Origin of the sequence: Flavobacterium ardleyense (assembly GCF_042686085.1) — a bacterium.
Taxonomy (GTDB): domain Bacteria; phylum Bacteroidota; class Bacteroidia; order Flavobacteriales; family Flavobacteriaceae; genus Flavobacterium; species Flavobacterium ardleyense.
On the sequence record NZ_JBHUOL010000022.1, the window covers coordinates 1 to 20,759 of the forward strand.

General features: G+C 33.1%; 16 protein-coding genes. 5 read left to right on the forward strand and 11 right to left on the reverse strand.

All coding sequences use genetic code 11. The features are described from left to right. Window positions 1–114: 114 nt before the first annotated feature. Entirely contained in the window at window positions 115–714 is a 600-nt protein-coding gene (locus ACFSX9_RS13845; RefSeq protein WP_379808701.1) for a hypothetical protein, read from the reverse strand. A 53-nt stretch (window positions 715–767) separates the two neighbouring features. On the opposite strand from ACFSX9_RS13845, the gene ACFSX9_RS13850 reads away from it, so the two are divergent. Then, window positions 768–1,559, forward strand: a complete 792-nt coding sequence (locus ACFSX9_RS13850; protein WP_379808703.1) for a DNA/RNA non-specific endonuclease — start codon at window positions 768–770, stop codon at window positions 1,557–1,559. Between the two features lies 1 nt (window position 1,560). Here the strand turns inward: ACFSX9_RS13850 and rodA are convergent, their stop codons facing one another. The 7 genes from rodA to ACFSX9_RS13885 form a co-directional block, all read right to left on the reverse strand. Next, a complete protein-coding gene (rodA, locus tag ACFSX9_RS13855; protein WP_379808705.1) occupies window positions 1,561–2,817 on the reverse strand; it encodes a rod shape-determining protein RodA in 1,257 nt (418 codons plus the stop codon). Window positions 2,818–2,823: 6 nt separating this feature from the next. After that, window positions 2,824–4,749, reverse strand: coding sequence for a penicillin-binding transpeptidase domain-containing protein (locus ACFSX9_RS13860; protein ID WP_379808707.1), 1,926 nt, complete (start codon window positions 4,747–4,749; stop codon window positions 2,824–2,826). After that, a complete protein-coding gene (locus tag ACFSX9_RS13865) occupies window positions 4,746–5,249 on the reverse strand; it encodes a rod shape-determining protein MreD (RefSeq protein WP_379808709.1) in 504 nt (167 codons plus the stop codon). Before ACFSX9_RS13865 ends, ACFSX9_RS13860 begins: the two co-directional genes overlap by 4 nt. Next, window positions 5,250–6,080, reverse strand: coding sequence for a rod shape-determining protein MreC (mreC, locus tag ACFSX9_RS13870; protein WP_379808711.1), 831 nt, complete (start codon window positions 6,078–6,080; stop codon window positions 5,250–5,252). A gap of 10 nt (window positions 6,081–6,090) precedes the next feature. After that, on the reverse strand, window positions 6,091–7,119 hold the full coding sequence (locus tag ACFSX9_RS13875; protein WP_379808713.1) for a rod shape-determining protein: 1,029 nt from the start codon (window positions 7,117–7,119) through the stop codon (window positions 6,091–6,093). A 142-nt stretch (window positions 7,120–7,261) separates the two neighbouring features. After that, window positions 7,262–8,794 (reverse strand): bifunctional phosphoribosylaminoimidazolecarboxamide formyltransferase/IMP cyclohydrolase, encoded by a 1,533-nt coding sequence (purH, locus tag ACFSX9_RS13880; protein ID WP_379808715.1) that lies wholly within the window; start codon window positions 8,792–8,794, stop codon window positions 7,262–7,264. Between the two features lie 168 nt (window positions 8,795–8,962). Then, a complete protein-coding gene (locus ACFSX9_RS13885) occupies window positions 8,963–9,394 on the reverse strand; it encodes a hypothetical protein (RefSeq protein WP_379808717.1) in 432 nt (143 codons plus the stop codon). Window positions 9,395–9,570: 176 nt separating this feature from the next. Between ACFSX9_RS13885 and ACFSX9_RS13890 the strand changes: the two genes are divergently transcribed. The 4 genes from ACFSX9_RS13890 (at window position 9,571) to ACFSX9_RS13905 (ending at window position 16,081) form a co-directional block, all read left to right on the forward strand. Next, window positions 9,571–10,929 (forward strand): aldehyde dehydrogenase, encoded by a 1,359-nt coding sequence (locus ACFSX9_RS13890; RefSeq protein WP_379808719.1) that lies wholly within the window; start codon window positions 9,571–9,573, stop codon window positions 10,927–10,929. Window positions 10,930–11,218: 289 nt separating this feature from the next. Further along, on the forward strand, window positions 11,219–12,262 hold the full coding sequence (locus ACFSX9_RS13895; RefSeq protein WP_379808721.1) for a Vgb family protein: 1,044 nt from the start codon (window positions 11,219–11,221) through the stop codon (window positions 12,260–12,262). A 312-nt stretch (window positions 12,263–12,574) separates the two neighbouring features. Continuing rightward, on the forward strand, window positions 12,575–13,825 hold the full coding sequence (locus ACFSX9_RS13900; RefSeq protein WP_379808723.1) for an ABC transporter permease: 1,251 nt from the start codon (window positions 12,575–12,577) through the stop codon (window positions 13,823–13,825). 57 nt (window positions 13,826–13,882) lie between these two features. Then, window positions 13,883–16,081 (forward strand): TonB-dependent receptor plug domain-containing protein, encoded by a 2,199-nt coding sequence (locus ACFSX9_RS13905; protein WP_379808725.1) that lies wholly within the window; start codon window positions 13,883–13,885, stop codon window positions 16,079–16,081. A 40-nt stretch (window positions 16,082–16,121) separates the two neighbouring features. Here the strand turns inward: ACFSX9_RS13905 and accD are convergent, their stop codons facing one another. The 3 genes from accD to tamL form a co-directional block, all read right to left on the reverse strand. Next, window positions 16,122–16,976, reverse strand: coding sequence for an acetyl-CoA carboxylase, carboxyltransferase subunit beta (gene accD, locus ACFSX9_RS13910; protein WP_379808727.1), 855 nt, complete (start codon window positions 16,974–16,976; stop codon window positions 16,122–16,124). Between the two features lie 102 nt (window positions 16,977–17,078). Continuing rightward, a complete protein-coding gene (gene fbaA, locus ACFSX9_RS13915) occupies window positions 17,079–18,146 on the reverse strand; it encodes a class II fructose-bisphosphate aldolase (protein ID WP_379808729.1) in 1,068 nt (355 codons plus the stop codon). A 48-nt stretch (window positions 18,147–18,194) separates the two neighbouring features. Next, window positions 18,195–20,756 (reverse strand): translocation and assembly module lipoprotein TamL, encoded by a 2,562-nt coding sequence (tamL, locus tag ACFSX9_RS13920; RefSeq protein ID WP_379808731.1) that lies wholly within the window; start codon window positions 20,754–20,756, stop codon window positions 18,195–18,197. Window positions 20,757–20,759: the final 3 nt, after the last annotated feature.

Here is a 20,759-nt window from a genome sequence, read left to right on the forward strand (position 1 = left end):
ACATAGCGTGGTTCTTCTTGTGCTTTCATAAGGATACTTTTTGTGTATCGCTATTTCAGGACAAGACATTGATCAAAAAAAAGTTCCCGATTTTTAACAATCGGGACCTTTTTTTTAATCTAATTTTCTTAATTTACTTTCGGTTTTTTCTAAATCTAATTGTAATTCTAAAGCTTTACTTTCTTTTTTAAGAATTTTCTCTCTCCATTTTAATTCATCTCTTTCAGTAAGTTTTCCTTTTCTTTTTAGATTGCCATATTTTTCCTGATCTTTTTCTAGCGATTTTTTATGTTTTGCAACTTTGTCCTTTGCTTTATAAATGTTTTTCTGTGCCTTCGCGCGTTGATCAATTGCTTTCTGCTTTTTCATTAATTCCTTCTCAGCTTTTTTCTGCGCTTTTTGCGCATCTTTTAATGCTTTCTTTTGCTCTTTTTCAGCTTTCTCTTTCGCTTTTACGGCTTTCTGGTCTGCTTTAACGCGTTCCTTTTCAGCTTTTATACGTTCTTTTTCAGCTTTAGCACGTTCTTTCTCCGCTTTTTCATTCGCTTTTGTTTGCTTCTGTTCAGTATTAATGCGTTCTTTCTCTGCTTTCTCTGCTTTTTGTTCAAGAATTAATTTTTCTTGTTTCACTTGTACAGAGTCAACAATAATTTCTTGAGCTAATACGCCTTGTAAACTAAACAAGCCGACTAGAATAAAAAGTTTTATTTTCATGATTTCAATTTTATAAATTACCTTTGTAAAGATAACAAAAACTAAGCCAAATAATGATAAGAATCAGCTTATTAGTGCTCATTTTTACAACCTGCTCCTGTAAGTATGTTGAAGTTCCTGAGAGTATTGAAGTGATAAATGATGAAGTTAGTGCTGAAGCAGGTGACCTTTCAGGGAACTTTAATTATATGCCTACTTCAACTACTGGCGCTGTTTATGAACGGGACAGTTATACGTTTTCGTACTCGGAAGAACATGAGCAAAGTGAATGGGTTGCTTACTCTTTAGACGCTTCTGATTGCAAATACACAAATTATCAACGACCTTATTTTGTTCAGGATCCTTTAGTTGAAACTAATTCTGCAGACTGGAAAAACTATAAGAATTCAGGATATGACAAAGGGCATTTGTGTCCGGCTGGCGATCGTAAAGCAAGTTTGAATTCATACAAAGAAACTTTTTATACATCTAATATTTCACCGCAGCTTCATGATTTTAACTCGGGTGTTTGGAATCGTTTGGAGGAAAAAACAAGATATTGGGCTGAAAAGTACGATGGTATTTATGTAATTACCGGTGGCGTTTTAAGGGATGATTTAAAAACAATTGGTAGAGAAGGTGTTGCTGTTCCAAAATACTTCTACAAGATTCTTTTAACCCAAGATCGCAGTAGAATGATTGGTTTTTTAGTGCCTCACAAAAACTCTAATAAGCCTTTGTACGAATTTGTAACGTCTGTTGATGCTATCGAAAAAATGACAGGAATAGACTTCTTTCCTAACTTACAAGATGCAATTGAAAACGAATTAGAAAAAAGTACGGATTATAAGAAATGGAGTTTTTAAATTACCATTCATTTACTTTATTAGCATCTAGCTTAATAAAAATAAAAAGCAGAATGGTAAATGACCACAAACTTGATCCTCCATATGAAAAGAAGGGTAGTGGTACTCCAATAGTGGGAAACAATTTAATGAGCATGGCAATATTTACGAAAAAGTGCGTAAATAAATAGGTCGCCACGCAATAGCCGTAAACTCTACTGAATTTTGTTTTTTGATTTTCTGCCAGATAGATTATCCTAAGAAACAGCGCAACGAACAAAATAATTACGGTGATACTTCCAAAAAAGCCCCATTCTTCTCCAACAGTTGTAAAGATGTAATCCGTATGTTGTTCAGGTACAAAACCTCCTTTTGTTTGGGTTCCTTCTAAATATCCTTTTCCAGTTAAGCCGCCAGAACCAATCGCAATCATTGATTGATTTAGGTTATAACCCTCACGCTTCATATCCACATCATCACCAATTAATACATTAATACGGTCTTTCTGATGCGGTTCTAAAACAGATTCGTACACATAGTTTACAGAATAGGTAAAGGCAGTCATTGCCAGGTAAATCAAAATATAAATAATAGGATTTCGGGTGATTTTGCGATTAAAAATATAATGAATAATCATCACAACGGCTAGTCCTATAATTATGTAGGAGGGTTCGGTCACTAAGGACCCGAAAAATAATCCAATAGCAGTAATTCCGGAAATAAAATACCATCCAGGCAAGCCTTCTCTGTTCAATACGAAAATTAAAGAGAGGAAAATCATTGCACTTCCAGCATCGGGTTGCATGAGGATAAGAAAAATAGGGAAACCAATAATTGCTAATCCTATAATTTGATGCTTGAAATATTTAAAATTGATTTGGGAGTAACTGATGTACTTCGCCAATAATAAAGCAGTTGATATTTTGACAAATTCGGAAGGTTGAAAGCCAAATCCTCCAAATTGATACCAGTTAGTTTGTCCTTTTTTAGCTACTCCAAAAACAAATAAACCTAGTAAAAGTAGAATTCCAATCGCATAAAACACAAAGGATAAGCGTTCGAATAGTTTAGCATCCGTAAATAGAATAATGAGAATTAATGGAATCGTAAGTCCAATAAATAGCATTTGACGACCGTAAGTTTGGGATAAATCAAAAATAGCTGTTTCTTCAACCGGAAGAGACGCAGAATAAATAGTCATCCAGCCTAAACCCACTAAAATAACATAAAGTAGTATTGTGAACCAGTCAATTCTATTTCCTACGCGTTGATTTCTCATTTTAATTTACTCTTGTTCTTCAATTTTAGCGTCATCTATTTCTTTTTTGATAACTGTTGCTGTTTCGTCTCCTGTTGTTCGTTCCGGAACACGTTGACGTATTATATTTTCAATTTTTTCGTATTCAGGAAGTAAACTTCCAGTTAACATTCGTTCTTCTAAATCTTTACGAGTTATTACTCCGTTTACATATTTTTCAACCATTAAAGTAGCAATTGGCCCGGCCCATCGACTTCCCCAATATCCATTTTCTATAAAAACAGCAATGGCAATAGTTGGGTTCTCTTTAGGTGCAAAGGCCACAAAAATAGAGTGATCTTTTAATTGATATGTTTTTCCTCCAACTCTAATCTTATTTTCAGCTGTTCCCGTTTTACCGCAAATTTGTAAGTCTTTAACTTTCAAACTAGATGCGGTTCCTATATTGTAAACATCGGCTAATCCCTGAATCATAGGTGGGAAATACTGTTTGTCAATAGTACTGTAATGTTTGGTTGTGAATTTTTTATCTAAGGCTTGACCTTTAATCTTTTTTACGATATGAGGTGTATAATAATAACCTTGATTCGCAACTACTGCCATCATATTTGCTAATTGTATAGGCGATGTCAATATTTCTCCTTGTCCTATAGAGTTCGAAATTATATAGGAGCTTCTAATTGGTGCGCCTTTATACCATTTTTTATACATTTCTGATGTGGGTACAAGTCCTTTAGCACCAATTGGCATATCAGTTCCTAAATATTGTCCGAGACCAAAACTTCTGACATGATTTGCCCAATTATCAACACTATAATAAGAATCTTTATATTTTTCAATTGTTTTTTTGTAGGTGTTTCCGAAGTAACTATTACATGATTTGTAAGTTCCATTGCTCAATTGTAGCGAGTGTAAACCGCAATGGCATTTCATAAATCGACCAAAGTTAGCTCCACCATTACAATAAAAAGTAGTTCGCTCATCAATTACTTCCTCTTGCATACCTATTAAACCAGTTACGATTTTGAACGGTGAACCTGGAGGATAAGTTGCCTGTAGTCCCCTGTCATATAATGGTTTAGCAATAGAGTCGTTATAAAGCGCAGTATAATTTTTTGAACGTTGACGACCCACGAGCATTGCAGGATCAAATGTAGGTGCTGAAACTAAAGCTAGTATTTCACCCGTTTTTGGTTCAATTGCAACAATTCCACCTCGTTTATTAATCATTAATTCCGTGCCATATTTTTGTAATTCATGGTCAATCGTTAATGTTAAGTCTTTTCCTTGCTGGGAAATTGTGTCAAACTCTCCGTTTTTATAGGGTCCTATAATTTTATTATGCTTGTCGCGAAGTAGGTATTTTACTCCTTTTACACCTCGAAGTATTTCTTCGTATTCTTGTTCAACACCTTGTTTTCCAATTAAATCACCTGGATTATAATACGAACTTTCGGCAATGATTCCTTCGTTTACTTGCGTTATAAATCCAAAAATATTAGCGCCATCTTTAACTTGATAGTCTCTTAGGGCTCGTTTTTGCGTATAAAAACCTTCGAACTTTCTTTCTTTTTCCTGAAAAGCCGCGTATTCTGCTTTGTTCAATTGAGACAAGAAAACAGAAGGTAATCTTGGGCTATATCCTTTTGCCTTTTGTAATCTTTTAATGAAATCAACTTTTGTAATGCGAAGCAAACTGCAAAACTCAGTAGTATCAATTTCTTTGATTTCTCTTGGAACCACCATGATATCATAAGAAGGTTGATTAGCGACAAGGAGCATTCCGTTTCTATCATAAATATAACCTCGCTCTGGAAAATCAAACACTTTCTTTATTGCGTTATTCTCAGCTTTCAGTTTTAAAGTTTCATCAATTACTTGTAAATAGAAAATCTTTGCAATCAGAATGATAGCGCTTACAATAATTACCGTTGGTAAAATAAATTTTCTCATCGTTTGTTTGGCTTAATTAAATAGATGATAAGTATCGAAATGATGAAAGTAAACAATGTACTCATTAAAGTTCTCTTCAAGATATCGAAAATTAAGTCTAATCTTAAGAACTCAAAAAAGAACAAGATGAAGTGGTGTATAAATATAGCTAGCAAAAGTAGCGTAATTCGCTCAGGTGAAATTTTATCAGCAATTTTTACAGTTTGGTATTCATAACTCAAACCAAATGCAAATTTAAATAATGAAGGTCTGTAATATGCTAATGTTACGGAAGCCAGGGCATGAATTCCACCAGAATTTAAAAACATATCCAATAGTATTCCCATCGCAAAACTACTTAACAGTAAAATTGTTTTGTTGCTGTTTACGGGGTATATAAGAATAAATAGAATGTAAGGATAGGGATTTAAATACCCAAACATATTGATGTTGTTGAATAGTAAAATTTGCAGTGCTAAAAAGACTACAAAACGAATGCTATTTAAAAGATTGTTATTCACTTATTTTTTTGGTGCTGCTGTTTTAATTTCTAATTCGTCTTTTTCTTGCTTCATTTTATTCTCGATAACATAAACATAGCCGATAGCAGTCATGTCATTAAATAAGCGAACATTTATGGTGTAATAATTGGTTTTCTTGTCAATAAAAATTTTGTCTACTTTACCAATAGGTACATTTTCTGGAAAGATAGCCGAGTTTCCTCCAGTAACAATGGAATCGCCTTTTTTTAGTGAAGCCAATCTTGGAACATCAATTAATTGAGCAAATCCAACATTTTTTCCATCCCAAACTAAAGAACCAAAGTGATCTGAATGTTTGATTTTGGCATTAATCTTAGATCGGGTATTCAAAATACTCTGTATAGTAGAAAAGTTTGATGATGTTTTTTCAATTAAACCTACAATCCCTTTATCATTCACAACACCCATATCAGTTTTTATGCCATCTTTTGTTCCGGCATTAATTGTGATATAGTTTTCTTTTTTGTTGAATGAATTCTTGACCGTTTTAGCTACTACAACATTGAAATTGTTTAAGTCGCTTCTAAAAACTGTTTTGGAAGTAAGTAAAGTATCTTTTTTATTAAAAAGTAATTCTTTCAGTAAAGCGTTCTCTGAAGCTAATTCTTTATTCTTTACTTTTAAACTAAGGTATTCGTCAGCTTCGTTAATCTTCTCGTAAACGGTTCCAGTTACTGCGTTTGCAGAGTTCACATATTCACTTCTGTGATACGAATGTGACTTAATTGTAAGCGTTAACGATATAATTAAAAGCAGCAAAAACAGCAATCGATTGCTGTTTTTTATGATAAAATTAATTATTTGCTGCATGAATTATTTTTTATTTATTCAGAATTCCTTTGTATTTGTTTATGTTCTTCAGTGCCATTCCGGTTCCTCGTACTACGGCTCTTAGCGGATCTTCAGCAATATATACTGGTAAGTCCGTTTTCAGTGAAATTCGTTTGTCTAAACCTCTTAACATCGAACCACCACCAGCTAAGTAAATACCGGTGTTGTAAATGTCGGCGGCTAATTCTGGAGGAGTTTGCGATAAGGTTTCCATTACAGCATCTTCAATACGTTGAATTGATTTGTCTAAAGCTTTTGCAATTTCACGATAAGAAACATCTACTTGCTTTGGTTTTCCTGTAAGTAAATCTCTACCTTGAACTGACATATCTTCTGGAGCGTTATCTAAATCTTCTGTCGCGGCTCCAATTTGAATTTTAATTTTTTCTGCAGTTGTTTCTCCAACAAATAAATTGTGTTGGGTTCTCATGTAGTAAATAATGTCGTTTGTAAAAACGTCTCCGGCAATTTTTACCGATTTATCACAAACAATACCGCCAAGAGCAATTACTGCAATTTCTGTTGTTCCTCCACCTATGTCAACAATCATGTTTCCTCTAGGTTGCATAATATCTACACCAATACCGATAGCTGCAGCCATTGGTTCGTGAATTAAATATACTTCTTTACCATTTACACGCTCAGCAGATTCTTTTACAGCACGCATTTCCACTTCTGTAATTCCAGAAGGAATACAGATGATCATACGAAGTGCAGGTGTAAATAATTTTTTCTTTAAAGCGGGAATACTTTTAATAAACATTTTAATCATCTGCTCCGAAGCATCGAAGTCAGCAATTACACCATCTTTCAAAGGACGAATGGTTTTTATGTTTTCATGCGTTTTACCTTGCATCAAATTGGCTTCTTGCCCAACTGCAATAATTTTTCCGGTTATTCGGTCTCTTGCGACAATAGAAGGAGCGTCAATCACAACTTTATCGTTGTGAATAATCAATGTGTTTGCTGTACCAAGGTCAATTGCGATGTCCTCAGTCATGAAATCAAAAAATCCCATAAGTATGATAAGGGTTTAGCGTTTTGTGAAAAAAGTTTTCAATTCACAAAATTATAAAAATTATCCGGATTAACTCCAAATAAAAGCGCTTTAAAATAAATTATTTTAAAGCGCTTTGGAATTCTATTTTTTTAACTAAAAATTAATGTTTAAAATGACGGATTCCTGTGAATACCATTGCGATATTATTAGCGTCACAATATGTAATGCTCAATTCATCTTTAATAGAACCACCTGGCTGAATCACCGCGGTAATTCCTGCTTTATCAGCAATTTCTACACAGTCTGGGAAAGGAAAAAATGCATCACTTGCCATCACTGCTCCTTTTAAATCAAATTCAAAAGAGGTAGCTTTTTCAATAGCATGTCTTAAAGCATCTACTCTTGATGTTTGTCCTGTTCCTGAAGCAAAAAGCTGTCTGTTTTTAGCAAAAACAATCGTATTCGACTTTGTATGTTTACAAATTTTTGAAGCAAATAATAAATCTTCAATTTCTTCTGCAGTAGGAGTTGTTTTAGTAACTGTAGTTAAATGTGCTTTTGAATCAGTAACATTGTCTTTATCTTGAACTAAAACACCGTTTAAACAAGTACGAACCGTCGTTTGTGGTAAGTCAATATCATTTAAAACTAAAATGATTCTGTTTTTCTTTTCTTCTAAAATAGCAATAGCTTCAGGCTCGTAAGAAGGAGCAATTACTACTTCACAAAATAAATTATTAATTTCTTTTGCTGTTGCTACATCAATTTTTCCATTTGCAATTAAAACACCTCCAAAAGCTGAAGTTGGATCTCCCGCTAAAGCATCTAAATACGCTGCAACCATTGTGCTTCTAGTCGCTAAACCACAAGCGTTATTGTGTTTTAAAATAGCGAAAGTAGGATCTTCTCCTTTAAATTCATTCATTAAATTCACAGCTGCGTCAACGTCTAGCAGGTTGTTATATGATAATTCTTTTCCGTGTAATTTCGTGAAAATCTTATCGAAATCGCCATAGAAAAATCCTTTTTGATGTGGATTTTCTCCATAACGTAAAACTTGTCCATTTTGCTCACTAATTTTTAAAACAGGCTCTTCTTGTTCTTCATTGAAGTAGTTAAAAATAGCTCCGTCGTAATGAGAAGAAACATTGAAAGCTCTTGCCGCTAATAATTTTCTGTTTTCTAAAGTTGTAGCGCCATTGTTTTCAGTGTAGAAATTTAAGAAAGGAGCATATTGCTCTACCGAAGGAACAATTACCGTGTCTTTAAAGTTTTTAGCTGCAGCTCTAATTAATGAAATTCCACCAATATCAATTTTCTCGATAATGTCAGATTCACTTGCTCCTGATGCAACTGTTTTTTCAAAAGGATATAAGTCAACAATTACTAAATCGATTTGCGGAATTTTAAATTCTTGCATTTGTTTTACATCACCTTCGTTGTCTTGACGGTTTAAAATACCACCAAAAATCATTGGATGTAATGTTTTTACTCTTCCGCCTAAAATTTCAGGAAAAGAAGTAATGTCTTCAACAGCTATTACTGGAATCCCTAAATCTTTGATGAAAGTTTCAGTTCCTCCTGTAGAATAAATCGTTACATTGTTTTGGTGAAGTGCTTTAACAATTGGTTCTAAGCCCGTTTTGTCAAATACAGAAATTAATGCCGAAGCAATTTTTTTTGTTGAGTTCATTATGTTGTGTTGTTTTGTGGTGCAAAAGTAGTTATACTTCTTAAAACATTCAAACATAATAGGAAGTGATTTTTAGAAATATTTTGTTTTTATAATTACGAGGTTTCTTATAATAAAAAAATCCCGAAACCATTGATTTCGGGATTTATATTTCAAGAATAAACTGAATTAATTTATTCTTTTAAATACTTTTGCTTTCGTAATTTCAACACCACCACTGGTTTCAGTATAATATAGTTTTAAAGTGGTTTGAGTTAATTCTTTAATAATGTCCTCTCTTGTTTGACCTCCTTGGGAAATAATTAAAGAATTTCCAGATTTTGTGTATGTTGCATCAATGATTTCAGATAAACAGTTAGTTTCATAATAAAATGTGGTTGAAAGAGTGCCGTCTTCTCTAATTTCGGTAAAGTCTTTTGAACAACCGTCAGTATATGAGGAGAATTCAAGACTTTCTACATTGTTAACCACTACACCTTCTTTAAAAAATTCCCATTTGCCCACAATATTTCCTGAAGGTCCATCATCATCTTTACTGCAAGATGTTGAAACTAGAGCTAATATAAGAACAGAAACGAATAATGAAATTCTTTTTTTCATAATAAATTGTTTTTAACTTTTGCAAATAAAAAGAAAATTTACTTTTAAAAAAAAATAATTACTGAACAATTGTTAATTTTTTTTAACTGTTATGTTTTTTACTTAATAATTTATAATATTGTTCGTTAATCTTCACGGTTTTTTTACGTAATTTTAGAGTTCTAAACCATTACACTATGAATACTGTTTTTCAAAATCAAAAAACCTTTTTTAATTCGAACCAAACTAAGTCAGTCGAGTTTAGAAAACAGCAGCTTCGAAAATTAAAAAAGATTTTAAAAGAAAATGAGCCATTATTATTCGATGCGATTTATCTCGATTTTAAAAAAGCAAAATTTGAAACCTATACTACAGAATTAAGTTTATTGTATAGTGAAATCGAAACGGCACTTTCAAAGTTGAATTCTTGGTCAAAAAAGAAAAGAGTAAGCACTAACTTGGCCAATTTTCCTGCAAAATCATATATTATTCCAGAACCTTTAGGAACCGTTTTAATTATTGGTGCTTGGAATTATCCTTATCAATTAGCCATTGCTCCAGCAATTGCCGCTTTAACCGCTGGAAATACGGTTATTTTAAAGCCAAGTGAAATTGCGGCTCATTCTAGTGCAATTATGGCGAAAATCATAAACGAAGCTTTTGATGCAACTGTTTTTTATGTGCAAGAAGGTGCTGTTGAAGAAACTACAACACTTTTGGAATTACCTTTTGATAAAATTTTCTTCACGGGAAGCACTCAAGTTGGAAAAATAGTATATCAAGCAGCGGCTAAAAATATTACACCAGTTACTTTAGAATTAGGAGGAAAAAGTCCAACATTTATATGTAAAGATGCCAATTTAAAAATGGCTGCGAAACGAATGGTTTGGGCAAAATTTTTAAACGCCGGACAAACCTGTATTGCACCCGATTACGTTCTGGTTGAAGAAACAGTGAAAGATGCTTTTTTAAAAGAAGTAATACGCGAAATTGAAAAAATGGACTATTGCATTGCCAATGAAAATTATGTACAGATTATTAACGATAAAAATTTTGAACGTTTAGAAAAATTAATCGATCCTTCTAAAATTTATTTTGGTGGAAAAACAGATAAACCCGAGCGGATCATTTATCCTACAATTTTACACAATTGCACTTTTGATGATTTGGTGATGCAAGAAGAAATTTTCGGACCTATTTTGCCTATTATATCTTATTCAAATCTTGATGAAGCTATTGGGAAAGTAAAAGGAAGAGAAAAACCTTTATCTTGCTATGTTTTTACAAGTTCTAGTGAGATTCAAAATAAAATTGAAAACGAACTTTCTTTTGGTGGAGGTGCTATAAACGATGCCGTTATGCATATTTCAAATGATAAAATGCCCTTTGGTGGAGTTGGTGCAAGTGGAATGGGCAACTATCACGGGAAATTTGGTTTTGATACTTTTTCCCATTTTAAAAGTATCTTGAACAAACCAACTTGGCTAGAATTTGATTTTAAATATGCCCCTTATACGGATTGGAAGCAGAAAATAATAAAAATGTTATTGGGTTAAAGTTTATAATTATTTCTTTTTTCTTTCGAAATTTTTTACTGAGTTTTTCTTTAAAAAAGACATCACTTCTATGCTTTATTAATTTTTCCGTGTTTTTCTCTTTATTTAAAAGTTTTTGGGAAGGTGCATTTTCATCAATATTATAGTTTACACGGACTAATGATTTTTATTGCAAGGTAAAAATCGTCACTGAAATCGCATTTCATCGTCTTTAACTGTCGTACAACTGATATCTTCTTCGGAGGATGAGAAAAGATTTAGTTTTGCCACCTTAATTTAATATTTCGAAATGAAAAAAACTCTACTCTTAGCTTTATTTAGTGCGTTTATTGGAAATGCACAAACTGTTACCGATTATGTTACTGGTATAAGTTCACCATCTGGAATTGTATTTGATGCAACGGGAAATCTATTTATCGGAGATTACCTAAATTATAAAATAATTAAGGTTGATTTATTAGGTAATAAAACCACTATAACTAGTAGTTTAGCAGGATCGCCAAATCAAATTACTTTGGACAGTAATAATAATATTTGGGCTTCTTGTGAGATTTCTTCAAAATTAACTAAAGTAACGCAAGCTGGTGTTCAAACTTCATACCCTGCACTTGGTAATGCTTATGGCGTGGCTATTGACGCACTTGGATTTGTGTATTTTTCGGAAAATGGACCTGGAAATATCAATAAACTTGATGTTGCAACTGGAACTATAACTGTATTTAAAACTGGATTAATTAGACCTCGAGGTCTTGTTTTTGACGCAAATGGCGATTTAATTGTTGCTTGTGGAGGTTCAGCAAATAAAATCATTAAAATAACACCTTCAGGAGATGTGACAGATGTTGTAACTGCAATAAATAGCCCATATTATTTGGCGTTAAATAGTAATGGAGATTTATACATTTCGACTAATTCAAGTGGAGGTATTTATCAATTCTTGAGTGGTGCAACAAATGGTAGCCAAGTCTTATACGCAACAGGTTTAGGTACTACTAATGGCTTAGCAATCAGAAATAATGAATTATTTGTTGCACGACAAGGTTCTGGACTGAATAAGATAAGTAAAATCACTTTACCTACTTTAGGATTAAATGATGTCGCTTATGAGAATAATGAGATTTTGGTATACCCAAATCCGGCAACAGAATTCGTATGTGTTGAAAACATAAGTGCTGATGCTAATGAAATAGAATTATTTGATCTTAATGGGAAATCGGTTAGATCGTATAAGGCTTCGGATGTAAATGCTGGAAAATTGATAATTACAAATTTACAATCTGGTAATTATATTTTAAAAATAGATACTATTTCAAAAAAGATTATAATTAAATAATTTTTTTTTAATATCGTGTATACGATAAACAAAAATGACTAGGCTCAATTAATCTTTTTAAGATTTTTGAACTAGTCATTTTTTATTTTATTAAGTTTTTTAGCCTTATTTAAATGATTTATAATTGTAAGGATTAATCAAATTTATCTTTTTTTCATAAAATATATTTAGGTATTTATAGTAAATAAGTTTCAAAGAATATGGTAGTGATGTCTAAAAATAATTAGTTTATGAATGTTTAAGTTATATCTTTTACAATTCTTTGTAACATTTTCCCTCATTCGTCTACTTATTTAGTATACAACAAGTATTATGCTTTTATATTTACGATTACTTTCAGAGAGTTTCAGTTTTGCTATTAATGCTTTGCGCAACAATAAATTGCGTACGCTTTTGTCTTTACTAGGCGTTACCATTGGAATTTTTTCAATTATTGCTGTTTTGGCGGCGGTAGATTCTATGGATAAAAAAATTAAGGCCGATTTAAGTGACATGGATATGAACACGATATATTTGATGAATAGATCATTCGGATCTTCTGATATTCCACGTTGGAAACGCGATCAGTTTCCACCAGTAACTTATGAAGAATATGAATTCATTAAAAAAAGTGTAAATGGTGTAGATAAAGCAACTTTCAATTTATTTGCACGAAGCGAAAACATAAAATACGAATCTAAAACTGTAAATTCTATTCGTGTAAAACCAGCAACAGACGAACTTTTTGATATTACTCCAGTAAAAGTAGAATCTGGAAGATTGTTCAATGCTGCCGAATCAAATTCTGGAACTCCAGTAATTGTAATAGGTAGTGAAGTTGCGTCAGGTTTATTCGAAGGAAGTGATCCAATTGGAAAAAAAATACGTTTGTACGGACAAAAATTTACAGTAATAGGCGTTCTCAAGAAACAAGGACAAGGAATGTTTGGTGATAGTAGTGATGTAGCTGTCTTCTTTCCTGTGAACTTTTTAAGAAAATTATACGGAGATAATAATAAAACGTTACGTCCAGCCATTTTAATTAAGCCCGAAAAAGGAATTGATATGGATGAATTTAAAGCTGAATTATCTCAAAAATTAAGAAATTATAGAGGCGTGAAAACAGGGGAAATTGATAATTTCTTCATGAATGTCTTATCTGGTTTTACTGACTTTATCGATAATATTATTGGCCAAATGAATATGATTGGTTGGATTATCAGTGCATTTTCGCTTTTAGTGGGAGGCTTTGGAATCGCTAATATTATGTTTGTTTCCGTAAAAGAACGGACGAATTTAATTGGAATCCAAAAAGCACTTGGTGCTAAAAACAGATTCATATTGTTTCAATTCTTGTTTGAAGCAGTAATTTTATCTTTAATTGGCGGAATTTTCGGAATGTTTTTAGTTTGGATTATTGCTTTTGGATTATCAGTTGCTTTAGATTTTGAATTTATTTTAAGTGCTAGTAATATGCTTTTAGGCTCTGGATTAGCAGCCGTGATTGGTTTGATTTCCGGAATTATTCCTGCAATTACAGCTTCCAAATTAGATCCAGTTGAAGCTATTCGAAGTGGTATGTAAGTAATTTTTATATCTTTGGATAATTCAATCTAAAAAAATAAAATAGCTTAATTAAAAATGAAAAAAACCATTTTTTCAGTGGGTTTGTTTTTGCCTTTTCTAGGCTTTGCACAAACGCCAAAAGATACTACTGTCACTATATTAAAAGAAGTAGTTTTGACGCCAAATCGGTGGAAACAAACAGCTAATGAAGTACCACAGAAAGTAACTGCTATAACCTCAGCTGCAGTTGCACTTCAAAACCCACAAACCGCTGCTGATTTATTAGCTATTTCTGGTAAAGTTTTTATGCAAAAAAGCCAGCAAGGTGGTGGAAGTCCCATGATACGTGGGTTTGCAACTAACAGATTGCTTTATGCCATTGACGGTGTTCGTATGAACACTGCAATTTTCCGTGGTGGGAATATTCAGAATGTAATTTCTTTAGATGGCTTCGCAATAGATAGAACAGAAATTGTTTTTGGTCCAGGTTCCTTATTATATGGTAGTGACGCAATTGGTGGGGTTATGAGTTTTCAAACGTTAACTCCTAAATTTTCTTTGGATGACAAAGCACTTGTTTCTGGTAGTGCAGTTTCTCGATACTCTTCAGCAAATGATGAGAAAACAGCACATTTTGATGTGAATGTTGGTTGGGGAAAATGGGCGTTGGTAACCAGTATTTCATCCAATGATTTTGGGGATTTACGAATGGGAAGCCACGGTCCTGATGAATATTTACGTCCATTTTATGTACAAAGACAGAATGGAGTAGACGTGGTTGTCGCAAATGAAGATCCTTTAGTTCAAAAACCAACCGCGTATTCGCAAATTAATGTGATGCAAAAAGTCCGATTTGCGCCTAATGAAAATTGGGATATTCAATATGGTTTACATTTTTCTGAAACTTCAAGTTATTCAAGATATGACAGGCATATTCGATATGATAATGCGGGATTGCCGCGCTATGGTGAATTTGATTATGGTCCGCAAAAGTGGGTCATGAATAATTTAATGCTTTCTAATAAAAAAGCAACTGCATTATATGATGCGCTTGAAGTTAGAGTAGCGCATCAGTTTTTTGAAGAAAGTCGAATAAGTCGAAACATCAACAAATCAAAACGTCAAATCAGAATAGAAAAAGTAAATGCTTATTCAATTAATGCTGATTTGACAAGGAAAATAAGCCAAAAGAATACTGTTTTTTATGGTATAGAATATGTGCTAAATGACGTTAATTCAGAAGGGATTAATAAAAATATAACAACCGGAGTTAGTGAGGCTGGTCCTGCGAGATATCCACAAGCGTCTTGGCAATCTGTTGGTGTTTACATGAATAATCAATTTAAACTATCGGAAAAGGCTATGTTTCAAGCGGGTTTAAGATATAATCATTTTATATTGAAAGCCGATTTCGACACCTCTTTTTATCCTTTTGCGTTTACAGAGGCAAACATTAACAAGGGATCGTTAACCGGAAGTGCTGGAATTGTTTATCGTCCAACGGACAAGTGGGTGATTAGTTCTAATTTGGGAACGGCGTTCCGTGCACCAAATGTGGATGATATAGGTAAGATTTTTGATTCTGAACCAGGTGCTGTTGTAGTTCCGAACCCTGAATTAGATGCAGAATACGCAAGTAATTTAGATGTAAATGCAGCTAGAATGTTTGGAAAAAATTTAAAAGTTGAGGTTTCAGGCTATTATACTTTACTACAAAATGCTATGGTAAGAAGAGATTTTACTCTTAATGGTTCGTCAGAAATTATGTATGATGGCGAATTAAGTCAGGTGCAAGCAATTCAAAATGCTGCGAAAGCAAATGTTTACGGAATTCAAGCTAGTATCGATGTGAAATTGCCATCGGGATTTAATTTTTCAAACGATTTGAATTTCCAAAAAGGGGAAGAAGAATTAGATAATGGTGAGAAAAGCACATCGCGTCACGCAGCACCTTTCTTTGGGATTTCTAGAATTGGCTACGGAACAGCAGACTTTGATTTTCAAATAAACGTACAATTTAGTGATGCAGTAAAGTTTAGCGAGTTGGCAGAAGAAGAAAGAGGGAAAACTGAAATTTACGCTAAAGACAAAGATGGAAATCCGTATTCGCCAAGTTGGTACACGTTAAACTTCAAAACAATGTACAAATTGACTGGTAATTTTACGATAACAGCTGGATTAGAAAACATCACAGATCAGCGTTACAGACCTTATAGTTCTGGAATTGTGTCGCCAGGAAGAAATCTAATTTTAGCTTTAAGAGCTAAGTTCTAAACAAAAAAAATCCCGATAGATACTATCGGGATTTTTTGTATTATCTAATTTGTTGATTTAAAATTAAATCAATGTATAAATTGATTTTGCTTTTTAATTCTTTTCGATGCACAATGAAATCTAAGAAACCGTGCTCTAATAAAAATTCTGAAGTTTGAAATCCTTCTGGCAAATCTTTTCCTGTTGTGTCTCTTACAATTCTTGGCCCAGCAAAAGCAATTAAAGCGCCTGGTTCACCAATATTGATGTCTCCCAGCATTGCGTATGAAGCTGTTGTTCCACCCGTTGTAGGGTCTGTGCATAATGAAATGTATGGAACTTGCTCTTCTGCTAATTGTGCTAGTTTTGCTGCGGTTTTTGCCATTTGCATTAACGAATACGCTGCTTCCATCATACGTGCTCCACCTGACTTAGAAATCATTATAAATGGAATTTTATGTTTGATAGAGTAGTCAATTCCTCTTGCAATTTTTTCTCCTACAACTGCACCCATTGAACCACCAATGAAAGCAAAATCCATACAAGAAACAACAATTTCTCTTCCCTTAGATTTACCAACACCAGTTCTAATAGCGTCTTTCAATTTGGTTTTATCCATAACGTCTTTTAAACGCTCGCTATATTTTTTAGTGTCTTCAAATTTTAAAGGATCTTTTGAAGTTAATTTTGCATCAAGCTCTACAAATTCGTTATCATCAAACAAAATTTCAAAATATTCTTTACTACCAATTCTTACGTGATAATCGTCTTCTGGACTTACCCATAAATTTCTGGCCAACTCATCTTGATCAATAACTTTTCCTGTTGGCGATTTATACCATAAACCTTTTGGTACGTCTTTCTTATCTTCAGTTGCGGTAGTAATACCTTTTTCTTTTCTTTTAAACCAAGCCATAATTAAGTTAGAAGTTTGAAGTTAGAAATAGGAAATAATGTCCTGTTCTAAGTTCTATTTATATTAATTTTCTAGTTTTAACCCTTTTACACTTCGTACTTTTTATAAAGTGTTAATGTTATTCAAATCGGAAAACGCTTGCTCTAATCTTGTGTTAAACGTAGCTTCACCTTCACGCATCCATTTTCTAGGATCGTAGTATTTTTTATTTGGCAATTCAGAACCTTCAGGGTTTCCAATCTGTGTTTTTAGATAATCTACATTTGCGACTACATAATCACGAACACCTTCTGTAAAAGCAAATTGCAAATCAGTGTCAATATTCATTTTTATTACACCATAACCAATCGCTTCTCTAATTTCCTCTAAAGAAGAACCTGAACCACCGTGGAAAACAAAATCAACAGGATTGTCTCCAGTTTTGAATTTATTTTTAACGAATTCTTGCGAATTTTTAAGGATTTTAGGTGTCAATTTTACGTTTCCGGGTTTGTAAACACCATGAACGTTTCCAAAGGATGCTGCGATTGTAAATCTTGGACTAATTTTCATTAATTCTTCATACGCATACGCCACTTCTTCTGGTTGCGTATATAATTTTGAACTATCTACGTCAGAATTATCTACACCATCTTCTTCACCACCTGTAATTCCTAATTCAATTTCTAAAGTCATTCCCATTTTGCTCATTCTTTCTAAATATCTTTTAGAAATCTCAAGATTTTCTTCAATAGTCTCTTCAGATAAATCAATCATATGAGAACTATATAGCGGTTTTCCTGTTTCTGCAAAATGTTTTTCAGACGCATCTAATAAACCATCAATCCAAGGTAATAGTTTTTTTGCGCAATGATCTGTGTGTAGAATTACAGTTGCACCATAAGCTTCAGCTAAAGTGTGAATATGTTTTGCACCAGCAACCGCTCCTAATATAGCTGATTGATGATTTTCGTTTGACAAACCTTTTCCTGCATTATATTGAGCCCCACCATTTGAAAACTGAATGATTACCGGTGCATTTAATTTAGCTGCAGTTTCTAAAACACCATTTACAGTGCTTGAACCCGTAACATTTACAGCTGGTAATGCAAACCCTTTTTGTTTGGCATACTTAAAGATTTCTTGTACTTGATCTCCGGTAGCAACACCTGGCTTAATATTGTGACTCATAGTTGTATGTTTTAATATATAAGAAAGCAAAAATAAGAATTTATAAAATTAGAATGGATAATTAATTCCAAAATTTAGCACCGTTTTGCTAAAGTTGATGCCTTTGAACCATCTATCACTGGTTTCGCGTCCTGGATCGTAAGTTTTATAACCTAAATCAATTCGGAAGACGAAGAAGTCAAAATCATATCGAAATCCAATTCCTGAACCAACTGCTAAATCTTGTAGCGATTTGATTCCTGTAAACATATAACGTTCATCTTCTACGTTGTCTAAGAAATTCCAAATGTTTCCAACATCTACAAATAATGCGCTGTGGAAATTGCCACTCACTCTGAATCGGTATTCTGAACTGAAGGCTAATTTAAAGTTTGCCTCATTGAAATCGTTGATTCCACCACTTCTTCCGGGTCCTAAACTATACGCTTGCCAACCTCTATTGTCATTAGAACCACCAGCGAAATAACTTCGTGAAAACGGAATTGATTTGGCATTCCCATAAGGAATAGCGATTCCTGCAAAAGTGTGCATTGCTAAGGTGTTTTTCTTGCCAAAATCCCATTGCTTCACATAATCGACTTCGGTTTTTATATATTGTGCATACTCTATTCCGAATAGCTTTGTATTTCCCGCAGCACTTTCTTCTTTTGTAAGTTTTAATCCACTTCCTACGAGAGATAATAAATTACCAGCAGATTCTATTTTTGCTTTAAAATTGTAAAAACTTCTATCGTGCATATTTAATTTTGTACTTCTGTTGAATGAGAAGCTAGATGAAACAATTAGATTGTCTTCAACTAAACGAACATAACGTTCTGATATGCTTAATATAGTTTTATAATCTTGATCGTCAATCGTTAACCCCGCAGCGCCAGAAAGCACGTCTGAAATGAAATTTAATGTTCCCTCGTCAGTTAAATTATTTGTAATTGGATCGATGTTAGCAGGATCTGAATAAATTACTGCCAATTGATTCAAACGATTATAAGAAGTTTTGTAAACATTAAAATAATTACCAGCATTAAGGTTCCGAACGTAGTTGATGTTTAATAAGTCAAACCTAAATTTGTTTCTTCCATCTGTAGTAGACCAATTATAATTAATACCTCCAGAAAGACTTTCCTTGTCTAATCCAATGTTTTTTTGATTGGTTAAACCCGTACTAATTTGGGTAGAAGGAAACATATCTTTTCGAATTATACTTTTGGTATTCAGCGGGAAGAAAATTCTTGGAATATTTAATTTTATATCCCCTCCAAATTCAAAGATATTGAAGAAAACGTTTTTTGGATTTGCAAAATCTTTTGAAGAGCCGATATTTCCACGGGTTGAAATTTCTAAATTTTCAGCACGTTTAAAAACATTTCGCCAAGTAAACGACATACGACCACTAATTCCAAATTGTTGAATGTCTGAGGTGGTAACGTCTATTGATGGCCGCCAAGCAAATTTCTTTTTGTTTACCAAATAAATATTGGTAATCAAAGAGGTTTTCGTAGAATCGCTAGGGTCTTCAATGTATTCAATATTTGGGTAATTGAAAACGCTTAAATTGTTTAAAGATTTTGACGTTAGCGCTCTATCGGTATCGCTAAATACCTTTCCTTTTTCTACGAAGATTGAATTTAACAATGCCTTCGGTTTATATTGCATTTTTCCGGTACTATAAAAATTATAGCCATTGTAAGCAATACTGTCATTTAACTGATTTCTGATTTTTCGTGAATTGCTATTGGTAAAAATGTTGACCTCACTGATCTTATAAATTTTAAAAGGTCTTTTTACTAGTTCATCTTCAACCTTTATACTTCTGTCGTCAATTTTAAGAATAATACCTAATTTATGATCTTTGTCGTTTTGAATGGCGATAAAATTCACATTATTTTCTTGAAAATGATAAACGCCGCTATTTCTAAATTGTTTAGTAATACGTCTTCTCTCGTTATCAAAATCTGAGCTTAAATAAGAATTAGTTGGTTTTATGAAAGACTTTCTTTCTTCTACAACATATAAACTATCTAGATCTGGTGTTTGAATTTCACGCGACAAAGAGTCAATTGTGTAAACTACTCCCGTATTAATTGTATAGGTAACTTTTCCTTTCTTAGTTCCTATTGAATCAATTTTTGAAGTTACTGTATTTTTTAAGAAACCATTTTCATAATAGAAACTAGACAAACGGGTTTCAGATTTTGCAATTCTTTTCTTATCGATAATTACCGGTGGTTCACCTGTATTTTTAAGAAAATTATTAAATCCTGATACCACAAATGACTGAGCTAGGCGTTCCACTTGTTTTTTAGATAAAATTGCGTTTAAATTGTCTCTTCGGTTTGGCGTTTTATCTAGCCAAGCGCGATAGGAAGAATCGGGATTTTTCCTAGCCAAATTATATAAACTCAAGCGCAGCGGATAGGCAATGAATTTATTATTTGGTTGTTGCGTTAATAAATTATTTACGCGCTCTTCCTTTACTCGCTTGTCATTAGCGAATATTTCGTTTCTTACGAGCAATTGTTTGTTATCGGGAACGCGCTTCACTAGGGAGCACGAATAAAATAATGTTCCGATTACAAATAATAGTGTTATTTTTGTTAAAATATTTTTCAAAGT

Coding starts and splice junctions, on each gene's coding strand:
- ACFSX9_RS13845 (WP_379808701.1), bottom strand. CDS start 714: ATGAAAATAAAACTTTTTATTCTAGTCGGCTTGTTTAGTTTACAAGGC.
- ACFSX9_RS13850 (WP_379808703.1), top strand. CDS start 768: ATGATAAGAATCAGCTTATTAGTGCTCATTTTTACAACCTGCTCCTGT.
- rodA (WP_379808705.1), bottom strand. CDS start 2,817: ATGAGAAATCAACGCGTAGGAAATAGAATTGACTGGTTCACAATACTA.
- ACFSX9_RS13860 (WP_379808707.1), bottom strand. CDS start 4,749: ATGAGAAAATTTATTTTACCAACGGTAATTATTGTAAGCGCTATCATT.
- mreC (WP_379808711.1), bottom strand. CDS start 6,080: ATGCAGCAAATAATTAATTTTATCATAAAAAACAGCAATCGATTGCTG.
- ACFSX9_RS13875 (WP_379808713.1), bottom strand. CDS start 7,119: ATGGGATTTTTTGATTTCATGACTGAGGACATCGCAATTGACCTTGGT.
- purH (WP_379808715.1), bottom strand. CDS start 8,794: ATGAACTCAACAAAAAAAATTGCTTCGGCATTAATTTCTGTATTTGAC.
- ACFSX9_RS13885 (WP_379808717.1), bottom strand. CDS start 9,394: ATGAAAAAAAGAATTTCATTATTCGTTTCTGTTCTTATATTAGCTCTA.
- ACFSX9_RS13890 (WP_379808719.1), top strand. CDS start 9,571: ATGAATACTGTTTTTCAAAATCAAAAAACCTTTTTTAATTCGAACCAA.
- ACFSX9_RS13895 (WP_379808721.1), top strand. CDS start 11,219: ATGAAAAAAACTCTACTCTTAGCTTTATTTAGTGCGTTTATTGGAAAT.
- ACFSX9_RS13900 (WP_379808723.1), top strand. CDS start 12,575: ATGCTTTTATATTTACGATTACTTTCAGAGAGTTTCAGTTTTGCTATT.
- ACFSX9_RS13905 (WP_379808725.1), top strand. CDS start 13,883: ATGAAAAAAACCATTTTTTCAGTGGGTTTGTTTTTGCCTTTTCTAGGC.
- accD (WP_379808727.1), bottom strand. CDS start 16,976: ATGGCTTGGTTTAAAAGAAAAGAAAAAGGTATTACTACCGCAACTGAA.
- fbaA (WP_379808729.1), bottom strand. CDS start 18,146: ATGAGTCACAATATTAAGCCAGGTGTTGCTACCGGAGATCAAGTACAA.